At 40.4% G+C, this 16516-nt stretch carries 14 protein-coding genes; 6 read left to right on the forward strand and 8 right to left on the reverse strand.

Annotated features, from left to right (window positions below; genetic code table 11):
• Positions 1–245: 245 nt before the first annotated feature.
• From IQ274_RS22575 to IQ274_RS22585, 3 genes are all read right to left on the reverse strand, one after another.
• Complete coding sequence (locus tag IQ274_RS22575; RefSeq protein WP_194143493.1) at positions 246–2177, reverse strand: ABC-F family ATP-binding cassette domain-containing protein; 1932 nt, start codon at positions 2175–2177, stop codon at positions 246–248.
• Positions 2178–2248: 71 nt separating this feature from the next.
• A complete protein-coding gene (locus tag IQ274_RS22580) occupies positions 2249–2665 on the reverse strand; it encodes a DUF1824 family protein (RefSeq protein ID WP_194143494.1) in 417 nt (138 codons plus the stop codon).
• Positions 2666–2839: 174 nt separating this feature from the next.
• Complete coding sequence (locus IQ274_RS22585) at positions 2840–3688, reverse strand: prohibitin family protein (protein ID WP_012409195.1); 849 nt, start codon at positions 3686–3688, stop codon at positions 2840–2842.
• A 275-nt stretch (positions 3689–3963) separates the two neighbouring features.
• On the opposite strand from IQ274_RS22585, the gene IQ274_RS22590 reads away from it, so the two are divergent.
• Positions 3964–5505 carry a phytoene desaturase family protein gene (locus IQ274_RS22590; protein ID WP_194143495.1) on the forward strand — a complete coding sequence of 514 codons (1542 nt, stop codon included), beginning with the start codon at positions 3964–3966 and terminating at the stop codon, positions 5503–5505.
• On the opposite strand, the gene IQ274_RS22595 is transcribed toward IQ274_RS22590, so the two are convergent.
• From IQ274_RS22595 to IQ274_RS22610, 4 genes are all read right to left on the reverse strand, one after another.
• The gene (locus tag IQ274_RS22595; RefSeq protein WP_163927424.1) at positions 5492–6166 is read right to left on the reverse strand and encodes a hypothetical protein; all 675 of its coding nucleotides are present in this window, start codon (positions 6164–6166) and stop codon (positions 5492–5494) included. The two genes, IQ274_RS22590 and IQ274_RS22595, sit on opposite strands and share 14 nt — an antisense overlap.
• A gap of 500 nt (positions 6167–6666) precedes the next feature.
• A complete protein-coding gene (locus IQ274_RS22600; RefSeq protein ID WP_194143496.1) occupies positions 6667–7128 on the reverse strand; it encodes a hypothetical protein in 462 nt (153 codons plus the stop codon).
• A 23-nt stretch (positions 7129–7151) separates the two neighbouring features.
• The gene (locus IQ274_RS22605; RefSeq protein ID WP_194143497.1) at positions 7152–8990 is read right to left on the reverse strand and encodes a bifunctional serine/threonine-protein kinase/formylglycine-generating enzyme family protein; all 1839 of its coding nucleotides are present in this window, start codon (positions 8988–8990) and stop codon (positions 7152–7154) included.
• Between the two features lie 320 nt (positions 8991–9310).
• On the reverse strand, positions 9311–10114 hold the full coding sequence (locus IQ274_RS22610; protein ID WP_194143498.1) for an ABC transporter permease: 804 nt from the start codon (positions 10112–10114) through the stop codon (positions 9311–9313).
• A 695-nt stretch (positions 10115–10809) separates the two neighbouring features.
• Here IQ274_RS22610 and IQ274_RS22615 point away from each other — a divergent pair.
• Positions 10810–11895: a glycosyltransferase family 4 protein gene (locus tag IQ274_RS22615; protein ID WP_163927420.1), complete on the forward strand. Its 1086-nt coding sequence runs from the start codon at positions 10810–10812 to the stop codon at positions 11893–11895.
• A 153-nt stretch (positions 11896–12048) separates the two neighbouring features.
• Here the strand turns inward: IQ274_RS22615 and IQ274_RS22620 are convergent, their stop codons facing one another.
• Positions 12049–13680: a DUF655 domain-containing protein gene (locus IQ274_RS22620; RefSeq protein WP_163927419.1), complete on the reverse strand. Its 1632-nt coding sequence runs from the start codon at positions 13678–13680 to the stop codon at positions 12049–12051.
• A 207-nt stretch (positions 13681–13887) separates the two neighbouring features.
• On the opposite strand from IQ274_RS22620, the gene IQ274_RS22625 reads away from it, so the two are divergent.
• From IQ274_RS22625 to IQ274_RS22640, 4 genes are all read left to right on the forward strand, one after another.
• Complete coding sequence (locus tag IQ274_RS22625) at positions 13888–15057, forward strand: cysteine desulfurase family protein (RefSeq protein WP_194143499.1); 1170 nt, start codon at positions 13888–13890, stop codon at positions 15055–15057.
• A 4-nt stretch (positions 15058–15061) separates the two neighbouring features.
• Entirely contained in the window at positions 15062–15253 is a 192-nt protein-coding gene (locus tag IQ274_RS36680) for a hypothetical protein (protein ID WP_228058308.1), read from the forward strand.
• A gap of 112 nt (positions 15254–15365) precedes the next feature.
• Positions 15366–15542, forward strand: coding sequence for a hypothetical protein (locus IQ274_RS22635; protein ID WP_163927417.1), 177 nt, complete (start codon positions 15366–15368; stop codon positions 15540–15542).
• 184 nt (positions 15543–15726) lie between these two features.
• On the forward strand, positions 15727–16461 hold the full coding sequence (locus IQ274_RS22640; RefSeq protein ID WP_163927416.1) for a DUF1995 family protein: 735 nt from the start codon (positions 15727–15729) through the stop codon (positions 16459–16461).
• Positions 16462–16516: the final 55 nt, after the last annotated feature.

Here is a 16516-nt window from a genome sequence, read left to right on the forward strand (position 1 = left end):
TGTAAAATCTCAATGCCCGTACCAGCCACCACCGAATCTAGCGCAGCGTTCCCCAGTTGCGTCAATGTTCACAGTTCCAGTTTTTTGTTAACGATCGCACTTGACATTCAAGACAGTCGCTACAAAATGTAATGCAACATTTTAGTCTTGCCACGCCAGTAAGGTGTGTTACGCGTAACCCCGTAACGCACCACAATAGATATTTAAATGCTGCGTTGCACTTTGTGACAACGCACCCTACTTAATTAAGACTCCATCTCTGCTAATTCTAACCAGCGTTCAGTTGCCACATCGATCGCGTGCTTGAGCTTTTCCACATGATCATACAATTTCTGCACTTCGCTGTAATTCCCCGGTGAAACATTCCCTAGTGTTTTCTCGGCTTCTTCTTTCTCAGCCTCTAACTCGGCAATTTTACCTTCCAACTGCTCAAATTCTTTCTTTTCCCAATTGGATAATCTCCGCCGCTTGGTATTCTCTACATCCTTGGGTGAAGCCGCACCATTATTTTGAACTTCGACATTTTTGGGCTTCTCCTTAGTGTTCGCAGCTTGTTGCTGTGCCTCTTCAGCCTTCTTATAGTCCAGATAAATCGAGTAATTACCTGGATATTGCCGGAGATTACCGCCTTCTTCAAAGGAAAATACTGTGTCGATGGTGCGATCGAGAAAGTAGCGATCGTGAGAAACTACAATTACACACCCGACAAAATCCTCTAAATAATCTTCTAATACTGCCAATGTCTGAACATCTAAATCGTTTGTCGGTTCATCTAAAATTAAGACATTAGGCGCACTCATCAAAACCCGCAACAGAAATAAACGGCGTTTCTCACCACCAGAAAGTTTATTAATTGGGGCATACTGTTGATTACCAGGAAACAAAAACCGCTCTAACATTTGCGAAGCAGTAATTTGAGTCCCATCGGTAATTTTGATAAATTCACCTTCTTCTTTGATGTAGTCAATCACGCGCTGATTTTCGTTTAAAGCTGTCAGCAATTCTTCCGAATGCTGGTCAAAATAACCGATGTGAATTGTAGTCCCAATTTCTGCAACACCTGAATCTGGCTGAATCTGACCAGTGATAATATCCATTAAAGTGGATTTACCAGCACCGTTAGCGCCGATGATGCCGATGCGGTCTTCTGGACTAAATTCGTAGGTGAAATTATTAATTAAGGTGCGTCCATTGTATGCCTTAGAAACGTTCTTTAATTCAATAACCTTTTTGCCAATGCGACGACCAACTGTAGAAATATCAACTTTACCCTGAACTTCTTTAAATTCAGTATCTCGCAGAGCATGAGCGCGGTCAATTCTAGCTTTTTGCTTAGTACTTCTAGCTTTTGGCCCTTTTTTGAGCCATTCTAACTCGCGTCGCAATAAGCCTTGATGTTTCCGTTGACTACTGATGGCAGATTCTTCAGCTAAAGCTTTCTTTTCGAGGTAATATGAGTAGTTACCTGTATAGGTGTAAATGTCGCCTCGGTCAATTTCCACGATCCGATTAGTGACACGATCCAAAAAATAGCGATCGTGGGTGATCAGAAAAAGTGCGCCGCGATAGCGATTTAAATAACTTTGTAACCATTCTACAGAAAGAGCATCAAGATGGTTTGTCGGCTCATCCATGAGCAAAACATCTGGTTCTGCTAGCAAAGCTGATGCTAAAGCAATGCGCTTGCGATAGCCTCCAGATAAAGTACCTATCTTGGCATCAAAGTCAGAAATTCCTAATTTTGTGAGGATGATTTTAGCATTAGTTTCTAGTTCCCAAGCATCATTTGTATCCATCTTTTGCATCACAGCAGAAAGGCGAGACATCAGTTGGCTATCATCTGGATAGTGAGCTAATTTATCTGAGAGTTCTTCATACTCACGCACCAAAGCTGTATGTTCGCCACTGTCAGCAAAAACTTGCTCTAAAACGGTGTGATTTTCATCTAAATCTGGCTGCTGGGGTAAGTAGATGATTTTAGAACCGGAGTTAATTATAATTTGACCGCTATCAATGGATTCTAACCCGGCAATCATTTTTAATAGGGTTGATTTTCCCGAACCGTTAGTACCAATTAAGCCAACTTTATCGGTAGCATCAAGGCTAAAACTGGCATCTTTTAAAACTTCTTTAATGCCAAAGTCTTTTTTAACCGACTGGAGTGTAATAATACTCATAAAATCTAGTAATTTTTCATTGATCGTTAGTTAGTAGGTAAAGCACATACCTTACCTACATTCGCCGAATTCTATACAAATAAATCCAAAGGTAAATGTCCATACATTTCGTTGATTCCGTCTTCGTGGTAAGACTGACAAGATACTAGTACTCCACGATGATGTCCAGCATAAGAATCAAGATAGCACAAGCCATTTTTACCATTTAATTTGATATAAACTGGCCCTTCAGGTGTGAGCAAATTGTTTGGTGGTTCATAACCCAAAGCCAAAGAGTAGGTCTTCATAGCCAGTATTCCTTCTTCTGCTGTATCGGCACAAATTCCTAAAATTTGATAATCAGCAAGTTTAGTTACCAAAATTAGGGCATCACGAATTACTGCTTTTTCTGATGGCTTGAGAATAGGCGCAATGTCTAGACAGTTAAATTTATTCAGTAATTTTTTCGCTTCTTCGGCGGTGAGATTGTGAGGATTGGAGGTTGACATAAACTTTGATTGATGAGCTTGTTGGTTTTTCTGTTGTGTTTGAGTTGGGACTAGCCCAACTTATACTATTGTGGATTTTAGATTTTAGATTGCAAATCGTTCAAGTATTGGAGAATTTGTCTGAAAGTCAGAGCAAATTCCATAATAGAGAGATTGTTATCTAATGCCAACTACTTACGGTTGATTTGGGACATTTCCCAGATTGAATATGAAGGGTACACCGCTTTTTGAGTCGCCACCCATAACGAGGACTTTGGGCATTTGAGCGCCGCCACTCTTCCAAGCTTCAATTGCTTCTTTTTGTAAAACTAACTGTCCTCCTTGGGCTTTGAGTGTCTCTGCTAAAAGTCTTTGAGCTTCTGCTCTACCTTTGGCGCGATTCACATCTGCTTGTGCTTCTTGTTCTGCTTCCCGTGCTACATAAACGGCTCTTTGCGCCCGTTGTTCAGCAATTTGTTTTTCTTCCACTGCTCTGGCAAATTCTGGTGAGAATGCTAAATCAACTACGCTAGTATCTAACACAATTATCCCATATTTGTCTAAGCGATCGCCTAACGCTTGATCGAAGTCTTCTTTTAATTCACTTCTTTTAGTAATTGCTTCTTCTACTGTTCTTCTAGCTGCTGCAATTTTAAATGCTTCTTGTGTCTGAGGTGCAATGATTTTTGATACTATATTTGCTAAGGTTCCTTGTTTTCTTCTAACTTCAACTACTTTGATAGGATCGAGGCGAAAGTTGATCGCAAATCTCGCAGATAAATTCTGCAAATCTTTTGTAGAACTCTCGGCTGGCACTTCAAATTTTTGAACAGTTAAATCATACACATCTATCACTGAGATAAAAGGCGGTTTCACGTGAATCCCTTCTAATAAAGCGCCATCTCTAGCTTTACCTAAGATGCTGATGACTCCTGCTTCCCCTGGGTTAATAATGATAAAGGAATTTAGTCCCAAAATCACTAGTGTTGCTAACACAATTCCTAAAACTGTGGTTTGCCAATTTCCAAATTGCTGATTTTTCAAATTCCTTTCTCCAATAAGAATTAGTCATTTGTCATTTGTCATTGGTCATTTGTCATTGGTCATTTATCATTGGGCATAATTATTCCCCTTCTCCCAATTCCCCATTCCCAATTCCCCATTCCCAATTCCCCATTCCCAATTCCCCATTCCCCATTCCCCATTGTCCATCCTTAGTGATGATATTAACCAATTAGAGCGGTTTCTGGATGGGGGAGTGAATGATATTATCCAAGTTTCCACAACTGTTTTAATTTTTTGTCGCAAACATCAGGGATATGCAAAACACAGATATAGTTGTTATTGGTAGCGGTATTGGCGGTTTGAGTTGTGCTGCTCTTTTGGCACGGTATGGCTTTGATGTGATAGTCTGCGAAAGCCACTCTATTGCTGGAGGCGCTGCTCATGGTTTTGAGCGCAATGGTTTTAAGTTCGACTCTGGCCCGTCTCTCTATTCTGGACTATCTTACAGCCCCTCTGCTAACCCTTTGCGACAAGTGTTAGATGCAATTGGTTCTGAATTGCCATGCGTCACCTACGATACTTGGGGTTGTTGTCTACCAGAAGGTGATTTTGACACGGCGGTTGGTGCAGAGCAATTTTGTGAAGTGCTAATGAAATTCTGTGGTGGTGATGCTGTTGCTGAATGGCAAGAACTCCAGCGCGTTATGGAACCATTTGCTAGGGCTGCAACTTCCATACCACCAGCCGCATTACGCTTTGATTTTGGTGCAGCGAGAACTGTGGGCCCGTTTGTCCCATCTCTGACAAAAAATGTGGCAAATATAATCAAGCTGACGGGTCCCTTCAGCCGGATTATGGATGGGGTTGTTAAAGATTCTTTTACCCGAAACTGGCTAAATTTGCTGTGTTTTCTACTTTCTGGATTGCCCGCAGATGGTACTAGCGCCGCAGAGGTAGCATTTATGTTTGCAGACTGGTATCGCCCAGATGCAATTCTGGAATATCCCATTGGTGGTAGTAGTGCTTTAGTTGACAGCCTTGTACAAGGATTAGAGCGTCACGGTGGCAAGCTGATGCTAGGCGCTCATGTAGAAGAAGTGCTTGTAGAAGGTAATCGGGCGGTAGGTGTGCGTCTGCGCGATCGCTCCGAAATCCGGGCGCGGCGAGCAGTGATTTCTAATGCCTCGGTTTGGGACACACTAAAGTTATTACCAGAAAAGGCAATACCCAAACAGTACCGCAGCAAAAGACAAGCTACACCTGAGTGTGATAGCTTTATGCACCTGCATTTAGGCATTGATGCTCAAGGATTACAGTCAAATTTGCGGTGTCATTACATCGTAGTCAATAACTGGGAATTGGGCGTAACAGCACCTCAAAATGTGGTGGTTATTTCTATCCCTTCAGTTCTCGATCCATCTTTAGCGCCAGCAGGTAAACACGTGATTCATGTCTATACACCTGGTAATGAGCCATACTCTTTCTGGCAGGGAATGGATAGAAGGAGTCAAGAATATGCCGAACAAAAGCGATCGCGTGCAGAAGTAATGTGGCAAGCGCTACAGCGGATAATTCCAGACATTCGCTCTCGCTGCGAAGTCACACTTGTTGGTACACCTCTAACTCACGAGCGTTATCTCCGCCGTCACCAAGGTTCTTACGGCCCGGCAATTCAGGCTGGAAGCGGTATGTTTCCTGGCCCCAGCACACCCCTACCAGGATTGATGTGCTGTGGCGACTCAACATTTCCCGGTATTGGTTTACCAGCAGTCGCCGCTAGTGGGCTGATTGCTGCCAATACCCTTGCACCAGTTAATAAGCATTTAGCAATGCTTCAAGATATCAAATACATTTGATTTTTCGAGTATAAAATCTAGTTGCCAAGAGAGCCGCACCTGCTGCCAAAACTGCTAGCACACTATCAGGTTCGGGTACGGCAGCAACTTGAGCATCAATTCGTGCAGTTCCAGCAAATAAACCTGTCAAGTCAGGGTTCCCTAGTATTTTTGCAAACTCTGGAGAAACCAGCAATTTGACATCAGGGATGGTTAAATTTTGACCATCAAATACCACAGGTTCTGAAATACTCAAATCAAACAAAACTGTATTTAAAGAAAGTGTGTCTCTTAAAAAAAATCCGCTAGCATCATTAACAATACGTTCTGGAGCAAAACCAATTGAAAACTCACCAACAGTAATTTGATTATTGAAGGTAACAGTGCCAGTATGCTCGATTGTACCTGAGAGCGGAGTAAAACTGTCTTCGTCGCTAAATGTAAAGTTAGTAGCTGAGTCGATGTTGAAGCCAACTAAATAATTGCTGGGAATTGGTGCAACTGTATTATTGCTACCTGTCAAGTTTAGCCCGATACTTTTGAGAATATCCTCATGATCGCGATCAATGCTAGTAACTCCTGAGATCACTTTAAAAGTTGCAGCTTCTACCTGCATTGGTGCAATTGATATAAAAGCTGCGGTAGTACAACCAACAATCCCTGCAAACTGAGAAAAACGCATATATATCCCTGATGATCTTTGTAGTTTATTTTATCTAATTTTTTTTTATTTGTTAATTTACAAACTTATATATTTCCACTAAATAGTTACTCTCAAGAGATAAAAAACACTTTTTTAAAGATTAGATGAGGGAAGTGTCAAGGTAATACCAAACTTTAAATCATACAGTTATAAATGCAAAGTAAAATACGTGGGTAGAAATAAATTTCACTGCTTAAAATGAAGTATAAGATATAAGGAGCAAGGCATTATAGATAAAATAATATAAAAATATAGTTACGTTTAATCATGCCTAACCTCAATTATTTAGCCTTAAATCTAGTAATAATGATGTGGTCAAAGATAAATTTTTCCTGTAATTATTGATAAGATTAGGTTAAGAGGATGTTTGAAAAGTTTTATTGTCGGTATCAAAATTTTTAATACTCCTAAATCCCCCGATAAATTGGGGGATTTTGATCCGGGTTCCCCCTTTTTTTAAGGGGGGATCTCAAGTTCGTTCACAAACTTGTTCTAATCCACCAGCTTATTTTCTCCAAATTAGAATCTATTTCCTGCCAAAAGCTTGCTGATGAATGTTCTTCTCTTATTGCTGCGAATATTTGAGATATACTGTCGAAGTTTTTCTGAATTAACTGTTTCTCTAGTTTATGAATATCTAATTTGAGATATTTCAAACGATTGGGTAACTCTACTACTTCTTTGGTCGGCAAGTTAGTAATCTGCTCAACTTGTTCCAAAACTTTATCTATCGATGCGACTACTTCTTCAATACTCGGTTTTTTAAGTTGTAATATTAAATCTTTTTCCTCAAAATATTCTTCTTGATTATCGAACTTTACTATTACTATTTTGACAAAGAAAATATTGTAATCAACCCTACTAACTTCACCTATTTGATGATGATATTTTCCAATTTTATTAATAAGTACTATGTCTCCTCTCTCAATTTTCTCTTTCATAATTTCTACTCTAAATTAAATTGCTAAATAATCTCCTCTACAGAAAATACTACTCTAAAGCCACAAACTCTTAGCCCACCGTCTGACTCATTCCAGCTACGACTGGCGCTGCGACACAGTTCGGCATTGAAACTCCAAGAACCACCACGTAGCACTCGGCGATTAATATCACCGCCAACTTCCCAGGCTGTACCATCTGAAGGTGCATCACTGTAATTGTTGTGCCACGAGTCAGCGCACCATTCCCAAACTAGCCCGTGCATATCGTATAATCCAAAGGCATTGGCGACTTCAAAACTACCGACGTTGGTTGTTTCTCTACGAAATTTGCTTGCTGTTTCAATAGTGCAACTGACTAACTCAGAGGTAATGGTTTCGCCAAAGTGGAAGGATGTTGTAGTTCCAGCCCGACAAGCATATTCCCATTCAGCCTCACTGGGTAAACGATAGTCGCGTCCAGTTTTTTCTGATAGTCTGAGACAGAATTCTACAGCCTCATACCAAGATACATTTTCTACTGGTCTATCTAAACCTTTAAATTTTGATGGATTGGGATTTAAAGCTTGTTTGATTTTTGGTAAAGCTGCTACTACTCTCCACTGTGCTTGAGTTACGGGAAATTTTCCCATAAAAAATGGTTCGACGGTAACTTTATGCCGAGGACGTTCATCAGCATCTCCTTCAAACTCCGGTGAACCCATCATGTAAGTACCGCCAGGAATCGATACCATTTCTAAGGTGACAGATTTACCCAATTCTTCCGCAAAGAAGTTGGCATTACCACTCATGCGGTTTACTTCTCTACCACCTGTGTCTACTGTCACTACGTCAAATTCAAAAGTTTCTAAGGGAGGTAATGGTACTATTATTTTTTGTGGTAGCGGCGGTAATATAGGTTGAGACATCGAAACGATTTTCAGGGCAACAGGTTCAATATTCGATGTTGCAAATTTCAAATCATTGATAACTTCTACTGCTGTTTGATATCTTTCACTGGGTAGATGTTTTAGTAACTTCTCTAAAATTTTCCCTAAGTCGTCGCTAATAGTAATACCTTTTTCTTGTAATTTTTCGCGCCACAACCATTTAGCATTCATGGCATCATAAATAGGGTCATTAACCTGTCCAGAAGCATCCTGCAAAGGTAAACATCGAGTTAAAAGACGCACACAAGTTACACCCAAAGCATACAAATCACTACCGTGACAAGCAAATCCAGCCATTTGTTCGGTTGGGGCATAACCAAGGGTATAAATTACTGTTGCTTGTCTTCCTAAACTGGTTTGTGTTACCTGTTTAGCACCGCCAAAGTCAATTAATACGGGTTTTTTATCACTTGCACGGCGGATAATATTTTCTGGTTTGATATCCCGATGAATGACGTTATGGGTATGAATAAATTCCAGAACTGGCAATAAGTCAGCTAAAAGTTCCCAAATCTGTTTTTCACCATAGATTTGCTGCTGAACTTCTTGTAAGAGAGTTTTTCCTTGAATGAATTCTTGGACAAGATACAAACTAGCACCTTGCTCAAAATAAGCTAGTAATCTAGGAATTTGGGTATGATTCTCTCCCAGTTCATACAACCGAAAAGCCTCTTCTTTAAAAAATTCTGCTGCTTTGGTGCGTTGTCCGGTTCCCTGAAATTGGGGGAAAAATTGCTTGATGACGCAAGGCGCGTTTAGTCTATCTACATCCTCTGTAGCATAGGTTCTACTAAATCCACCTTCACCTAAGAGTCTTAATACGCGGTAACGGCTTCTTAGAAGTTTGCCAAAGCTGCTTTGTCCGCAACTCACGCAAAATCTATTGCTATCAGAGTTGAATGGATTTGAGCAATTGGGATTTTGGCAGATTTGCATAATGAGGGGGAAATAGCATTTTCTCCAAAGTTAGCCCCAATATTATCTAATTGAAAACAGTTATGTAGAGAAGCGAACACGGAAGTTTATTCATGTGCTTAAACTTCTTTCAACCCGAGAACAAGAAGATGAATAAATTTTATATATTTATTTATGTTGGGACGTTTTTAACTATTGGTAAATACAAATACATAAGTATGAATAATGTAGAAGAGTTTACATTGCAACGTCTCTTTGAATATAGCTTTTTTTCCCATCCAAAAAAGTTCACGGAGAACCAAGTTATCCATAATTTTGATTATTAATTACAAGTTTTATTTTTAGCTTTTATTTTCTCCAGAAGCGCGAATTAATTCAGCTATGAATGCAACGATCGCAGATACTGAAATCAACATGACACTCAAAGCGTTAATATCAGGCTTGACTCCTGTTCTAATCCGACTAAAAATTTCCATTGGTAGGGTGTTAGAACCGCTACCGGCAGTAAAACTAGAAATGAGAAAGTCGTCTAAGCTGAGGACAAAGGCCAAAAGACAACCAGCCAAAATACCAGGCATCAGTTGAGGTAATAATACTTGAATGAAAGCTTGGATTGGTGTAGCGCCTAAATCTAGTGCTGCTTCTTCTAAATGGGGATCTAAATTGGTAAGTCGTGAAGCAACTACAAGTCCTACGTAAGCTAGACAAAACACGATATGCGCTGCAACTATCGTCCACAAACTTAGGGGTATGGCAAAGGCGGCTAGACAAACTAGGGTTGCCACTGCGATCGCAATATCGGGAATAATTAATGGTAAGTAAGCAACACCCCGATACAATTTCTTGCCAGGAAATTCGTAACGCGCTAACCCAACCGCCATCAAAGTTCCCAGCACGGCTGAAACCCCAACTGCACAACCAGCAACTATCATACTGTTTTGCAAAGCTGATAAGATGCGATCGTCGCTGAACAACTTGCGATACCAATCGAGAGTGAATCCTTGCCAAGTTGCGCTATAGGGCGACTGATTGAAGCTATAAAAGCTAAGTACCAGTATAGGCAGGTACATGAACACAAATATTACTAGTGAGAAAACCGCCTGCCATGAGACACGCGGTTTTTTGAGAGATGGAGAGATATTCACGTTTATATATATGATTTTTATTGATGGCAATATAAAATATCATGTTTTATGTAATAAGTCAATGACTTAACTCTGCTTTCTCCCTTTGGACTACTAGGAATCTAACTCATGGAGGTAGAAAAATTAAATTCTCGTGACTTCTTATTGCCTTTAAATAAGGTTAATAGGAACAGAAATGATTCTTACCTTGAAAAACTTGGATAGAACTTCTAACAAAATTGCTGTTTTTGATTTCAAAATACCTAATTTACCAAAATCTGTCTTTTGGACGGCTACAGTTTATCTTTTAGAGTACGGAAAGCCGTCCAAAGAGTACCTACACGTTTTATTATTTAATTAATATTTGTAAATCCGATAGTTGATAACCTAAATTGGATATTTATCGCCTAATATGACTATTTAAAGTGAGTTTTGGCAATTTTACAAAGTTATTACTTATCAAAAAATCTATATTCAAAATTACACCAAACAACCAAAAATTAATATATAGGAATGTATTTACCTCTTTAGGAGTGGGTAATTTCCGTACTAGGATAGACAAGGAATATAAAAGAAAGAGCATAAGATTTGAAGGAAATTGTTAATAAATTTAGTATCTGAATTTACTTTCTGATGCCAAGTGAATCAATTACAAGCACTACAACAATAGAAGTAAAAAACTTCTAATTCTAGTTTTATTTTTTAGGAGGTTTGTGATGAGAATTGCTCAAGTAGCTCCATTATGGGAAAGAGTTCCACCTCCAGCTTATGGAGGTATAGAGTTAGTAGTGGGGTTACTGACCGATGAATTAGTCCGACGCGGACACGAAGTAACTCTATTTGCATCGGGAGATTCTATCAGTCTGGCAAAGCTTGTGTCAGTCCATCCCCGTGCCCTCAGACTCGATCGCACTATCAAAGATTACAGCGTTTATGAAATGCTGAATCTCGCTTCAGTGTATGAACGCGCAGAAGAATTTGATATTATTCACTCCCATATCGGGCATGGGGCACTGGCTTACGCAAATCTCGTCACAACCCCTACGGTTCATACGTTGCACGGTATTTTTACCCCTGACAACGAAAAGATGTTTAGTTTTGGTAAAAAACAACCCTACGTCAGTATTTCCGATGCACAACGAGAACCAAGGTTAGGGTTGAACTGTATAGCAACGGTCTACAACGGTATTAATGTCAGCAGTTATAATTTTCACGCTCAACCAGAAGATCCGCCTTACTTAGCGTTTTTGGGTCGGATGTCTCCTGAAAAGGGAGCGCATTTAGCAATAGAAATTGCAAAGCAAGCCGGGTGGTGCTTGAAAATGGCAGGTAAGGTAGATGTCGTTGATGTGGAATACTTTGAGAAAGAAATCAAACCCCACGTTGACGGAGAGCAAATTCAGTACTTGGGTGAAGCTAATCATGCTCAGAAAAATGCTCTCATGGGAGGCGCATTTGCAACTCTGTTTCCCATTACTTGGCGGGAACCCTTTGGATTAGTCATGGTTGAGTCAATGGCTTCGGGTACGCCAGTGATTGCGATGAACTTGGGATCTACTCAAGAGGTAATTTCCCACGGTAAGGCGGGTTTCCTCTGCAATAATCTTCAAGAGTGCATCAGTGCTGTGGATCGGGTAATAGAGTTAGACCGCTATACTTGTCGCCAATATGTCGAAGACCTTTTCAGCGTTGAGCAAATGACTGATGGCTATGAAGCGGTTTATCAAAAAATAATAGCAGAACGATTTTCTCGGAATGGGCATTCACGCAGTTTGATTAGTTTAAGTAGCGATCGCATTTAATTTGTGTGCCTAAGAGGTTGTTTGAAAAGAAGTTGGCTGTGATTTTAGATACTCATTGATCCCCCCTAACCCCCCTTAAAAAGGGTGGATCGGAGTCAAAGTCCCCCTTTTTAAGGGGGATTTAGGGGGATCTTATTTTTTAAACAAAGACTGCTACCAAGTTAGGCGATCTTGCCATTTTTCCAATGTCTTCGCCTTAACCCCTGGAACTCTTTCTAAGTCTTGTAAAGATGTAAATTTTTGCTGTTGACGGCTAAGAATTATCCGTTGTGCTAACTTCTTACCCACACCGGGGAGAGTTTCTAATTCTGCCAAACTTGCAGTGTTAATATTTATTTGTTTAATTGCTTGTACTTCACTTGATGAAGAACTTTTTATCTGGGGACAGCGTGTTTGTTCTAATTTAACTTTTTCTTGAATTGCTGGTGGTAAGCCGGGTTTAACTTTGGTATAAAGACGAGCAAATTCTCGCACATAGTGAGCCGCAACTATGGGATTTTCAATTACTACAAGTGTCTCATCATTACCATTATTGGCAGCATCTGACCAATTATGAGAACCTGTAATTACTGTTTGGCTATCTATTACACCAAATTTGTGATGCAATAAATCGCCTTTAGGTAACACAGGTACACCTACAGTAGTAATGGGATTTTGCCAAGGATGGTTATCAACTTCATATTTACATTTATTACTGAGAGCAACTCCCATCATATCTAAGGCTTCACTGTAGGGACGATATGCAAATTGTGGTTCAATTAAAGCGCGAATTTGCACATTTTGTTGATGGCGATTTTCTAAGATATTGGCAAGTCGCTGATCGGAAAAGACAAATAAGGACATGTCAACAGATTTGGTTGCTGAATCTAAAGTTTTACCAATTAAGCCATTACTACTGTTACTCCAAGATTGAGTTGGAGAAGTTGGCGAAAATTGCACAGTAATTGTGGTTTGATTTAATGTAATTTTTTTAGGCGAACGCATCGGTTTTTGTAACCCAAATCGACTATCTGGCTTACCTTCTGGCCCATCTCCCCACATAATATTAAACTCTTCTGTAAATAAAGATGCTAATTCTGGGCTGTCAATCTGCAATAAGTTATTGGCATTGCCTAAAGTATTGGAATTTGTAAAATCACCAGATGTATCACTTAGCGTAAAATTCGCTGAAGTGATAATTACAATGCGATTATCTACAATCACAAATTTATGGTGCATCAAGCTGCTACCTGCTGAACCATCTGCTCGATCGTCTATCCAGGGAATTTTAGCATTCTGCAAAATTATCAAAGCATCTCTTTGATTGATTTCTGCTGGGCTGAGTTGATTATCTTGGTTAATATCGATAAATTTTCGAAATTCGTTGTAGCGTTCCTGTTCCCTTTTCTCTAACTTACTTACTTCAGCAGATGTTAAACTACTCCAAGGTCTGCTGTAAGTATTTTCTAAAATTATCCTGACTTTTACCCCAGCTTTTTGTCTATCAACCAGTGCTTGGGCAACTTTGGGTAAACGTAATTCTTGCACCGCCACATCGATCGTAGATTTAGCGTGCATAATAGCATTGACAATTTCTTTTTCTAAATCATCCCCGAAGCGAGTTTGCTGACGGTAAGATTCTTTGTATTCTGAAGACTCAGAATGGTTAAAGTAGACTTGAACTAAAGGGTCTTGTGGTAAAGGTGCTGGACGCTCATTATAAGACTGGACTCGTTGACAACCAGCGAGGGAGAATATTAGTAAAAAGATATATGAAAAATATCTTTGTCTAGAGATAAGTTGCACTGTAATCTGTTAAAAGTGGATTGGGAGTGGACAGATTTATCATTCCCAAAATTTTGTGTTCTGAATTAAGTAAAAAAATAACTTTCTAAACAAAGGGAAAAATCCACTCCTAGATGCAGAATTACAAAGATTTTTTTCAGGATTTATCCACATTCTGAAAAGATCACCAGCCTATTACCAAAGTGTGTTCTCACCATTATCGGCTATATGCAAATTTATCTAGATTACAGCGCTACTACTCCCACTCGAAAAGAAGCGATCGCAGTTATACAAACAGTCCTGACTCATCAGTGGGGCAATCCCTCCAGCTTACATGAGTGGGGACAACGGGCTGCAACGGTTGTAGAACAAGCCAGAGTTCAAGTTGCTGGTTTAATTAACGCTGCTAGTCCTGAATCGATCGTTTTTACCTCCGGCGGTACTGAAGCAGATAATTTAGCGATTATGGGTGTGGCTCGGTTGTATGCTGTTCCTCAACATCTAATTATCTCTAGCGTCGAACATTCCGCAATTTCTGAAACAGTAAAGTTGCTAGAAATGTGGGGTTGGGAAATTACGCGCTTGTCTGTAGATGTTAAAGGTAGAGTCAATCCCCTAGATTTAAAGGCGGCGTTGCGACATAACACAGTTTTGGTTTCCATAATTTACGGTCAAAGTGAAGTAGGGACAGTGCAACCGATCGCAGCATTGGGTAAAATTGTGCGATCGCATGGAGCTTTGTTCCATACAGATGCAGTGCAAGCTGCGGGACGCTTACCTATAGATGTGCAACAACTAGACGTAGATTTACTTAGCCTTTCGAGTCATAAAATATATGGCCCGCAAGGTGTAGGGGCGCTGTATGTGCGTCCTGGTGTGGAATTGATGCCTTTACTCAATGGTGGTGGGCAAGAAATGGGACTGCGTTCTGGTACGCAAGCAGTACCGATAATTGCGGGATTTGGTGTAGCAGCAGAATTAGCAGCCGAAGAATTGGCTACAGAAACACCACGATTAATTGAGTTACGCGATCGCGCCTTTGCCCAACTAGCTGAGATTCCTGGTTTAATTCCTACAGGGGATAGCTGCGATCGTTTACCTCACCATGTGAGTATGTGCTTAGAAAATGCCGACGGGAAAAAACTTAGCGGTAAAGCCTTGGTACGGCAGCTAAACCTTGCTGGCATCGGCATCAGTGCTGGTGCTGCTTGTCACAGTGGTAAACTTAGCCCTAGCCCGATATTGTTAGCGATGGGTTATTCCGAAAAAGCTGCCTTGGGGGGAATTCGCATCACATTGGGGCGTGATACGACGGAAGCTGATATAGATTGGACGGTAATGGTATTGAAGCAAGTTTTGCAAAGGCTAACACCAGATTTATCTTTAGTTAAGCGTTAAATTATTGGCAACCCTACTAAAATTTAACCCGTGTAAAGTCAAGGAATTCTTCATTGTCAGTGCAGATGGAAAAAATATGGATATGCTGATTGCTTCTCATGCGCTGAGTTTAGGAGTTACCCTCGTCACCAATAATGTGCGAGAGTTTTCTCGTATTTCTACGCTCCTATTAGAAAACTGGGTTGAGTATTTGTGAATAGGCGAGGTGTTCGGTATTGTTAAACGAGTTTTTCCTAAAAGGTAATATTTTGAGTCATAAAGGAGTTCAAGCACGACTTAATTTTTATGACTTTTGAGGCTTTTATTGAATGAATAAATTCATCATTGGGATTGGGATGTTCATTGGCTCTACGATTGGCAGCTACATCCCAGTCTTGTGGGGTGGAAGTTTGCTATTGTTCACCTTAATCTTCTTTAGCGTTATCGGTGGTATTGCAGGGATTTTGCTTGCGTATCGCGTATCAAAATATCTAGATTTTATCTGATCGGCGCTCTATGCCATTGTCGCTGAAAGTTTTAAACGAGTCTTTTTCCAACAGGTAAAATTTTAACTGTGTCTTCTATGCGATCGCACTCTAAATTTGGGATGTAAAACAGCTTTGTGTTTACTCCCTCAATCATAGCCAATACTGGAACAATGGAAGTAATGCTAAAGCGACATAAAAAACTATGAGTGAACTTCCTAACACCCTTGAAGATGCGATCGCCCAATCTCGTACAGCCGTCCAAGCTGCCCTTGCAGATGGTTGTACTCGCATACAGGTTGAGTTCCTGTTTCCAGAACTCAAGTTTATGCCGGTGGCGGAACAATTTCTGCCACTGTTTACAGAATACGATTCCCGTTTGAAAATTTTCTTTGCTGACGCAGGTGCTGCGGCTTTAGCCCGTCGCAATTGGACAGATGCACCATTTCAAATTTTGGATATTGGTACGGGAAGGACTGCTTCCTTGCAAACCAAAATTCAGCCAGAGGATGAAATTTTCTTATTCATCGCCCCCACTTCCGTAGAAGTACCGCAGGTGGAAAAGCTATGTCAAGAAATAGGCGATCGCCCTGTAGTCTTTTTAAATCCCCGCCTAGAAGATTCTGGAACTGTGGGTATTGGTTATGCAGCAAGGCAAACTCGCCTGCGTTTCACCAATACCATTGAATCTTGTTATTACCTGCGCCCCATAGACGAGCAAAGCGCCCTATCTCGCTGCTATCCAGGACAGTGGGAAGTTTGGCTAGAAACCGACGGCGAATATCAAAGAATTGCTGAATTACCCACAAAACCATCGGGTGATGACTTGGATCAAATTCTTTTAAAAGGACAACCGCAAACAACAACGGACACTGCACCTGCGAGAAAGCCCAATGTATTTAAGAGTTTGCAACGGTTTTTAAAGGCGTTGAGTAGTTAGGAGAAAGCAGAGGTAGCAGGAGGAAACTCGCTTATCTGCTGCCTCATTTTGAGTT

It is taken from the genome of Nostoc sp. LEGE 12447 (assembly GCF_015206985.1).
Lineage (GTDB): Bacteria > Cyanobacteriota > Cyanobacteriia > Cyanobacteriales > Nostocaceae > Nostoc.

What these genes read in the sequence shown, in the direction of transcription:
- IQ274_RS22575 (WP_194143493.1), bottom strand. Translation starts at nt 2,177, where the DNA reads ATGAGTATTATTACACTCCAGTCGGTTAAAAAAGACTTTGGCATTAAA.
- IQ274_RS22580 (WP_194143494.1), bottom strand. Translation starts at nt 2,665, where the DNA reads ATGTCAACCTCCAATCCTCACAATCTCACCGCCGAAGAAGCGAAAAAA.
- IQ274_RS22590 (WP_194143495.1), top strand. Translation starts at nt 3,964, where the DNA reads ATGCAAAACACAGATATAGTTGTTATTGGTAGCGGTATTGGCGGTTTG.
- IQ274_RS22595 (WP_163927424.1), bottom strand. Translation starts at nt 6,166, where the DNA reads ATGCGTTTTTCTCAGTTTGCAGGGATTGTTGGTTGTACTACCGCAGCT.
- IQ274_RS22600 (WP_194143496.1), bottom strand. Translation starts at nt 7,128, where the DNA reads ATGAAAGAGAAAATTGAGAGAGGAGACATAGTACTTATTAATAAAATT.
- IQ274_RS22605 (WP_194143497.1), bottom strand. Translation starts at nt 8,990, where the DNA reads ATGCAAATCTGCCAAAATCCCAATTGCTCAAATCCATTCAACTCTGAT.
- IQ274_RS22615 (WP_163927420.1), top strand. Translation starts at nt 10,810, where the DNA reads ATGAGAATTGCTCAAGTAGCTCCATTATGGGAAAGAGTTCCACCTCCA.
- IQ274_RS22625 (WP_194143499.1), top strand. Translation starts at nt 13,888, where the DNA reads ATGCAAATTTATCTAGATTACAGCGCTACTACTCCCACTCGAAAAGAA.
- IQ274_RS22635 (WP_163927417.1), top strand. Translation starts at nt 15,366, where the DNA reads ATGAATAAATTCATCATTGGGATTGGGATGTTCATTGGCTCTACGATT.
- IQ274_RS22640 (WP_163927416.1), top strand. Translation starts at nt 15,727, where the DNA reads ATGAGTGAACTTCCTAACACCCTTGAAGATGCGATCGCCCAATCTCGT.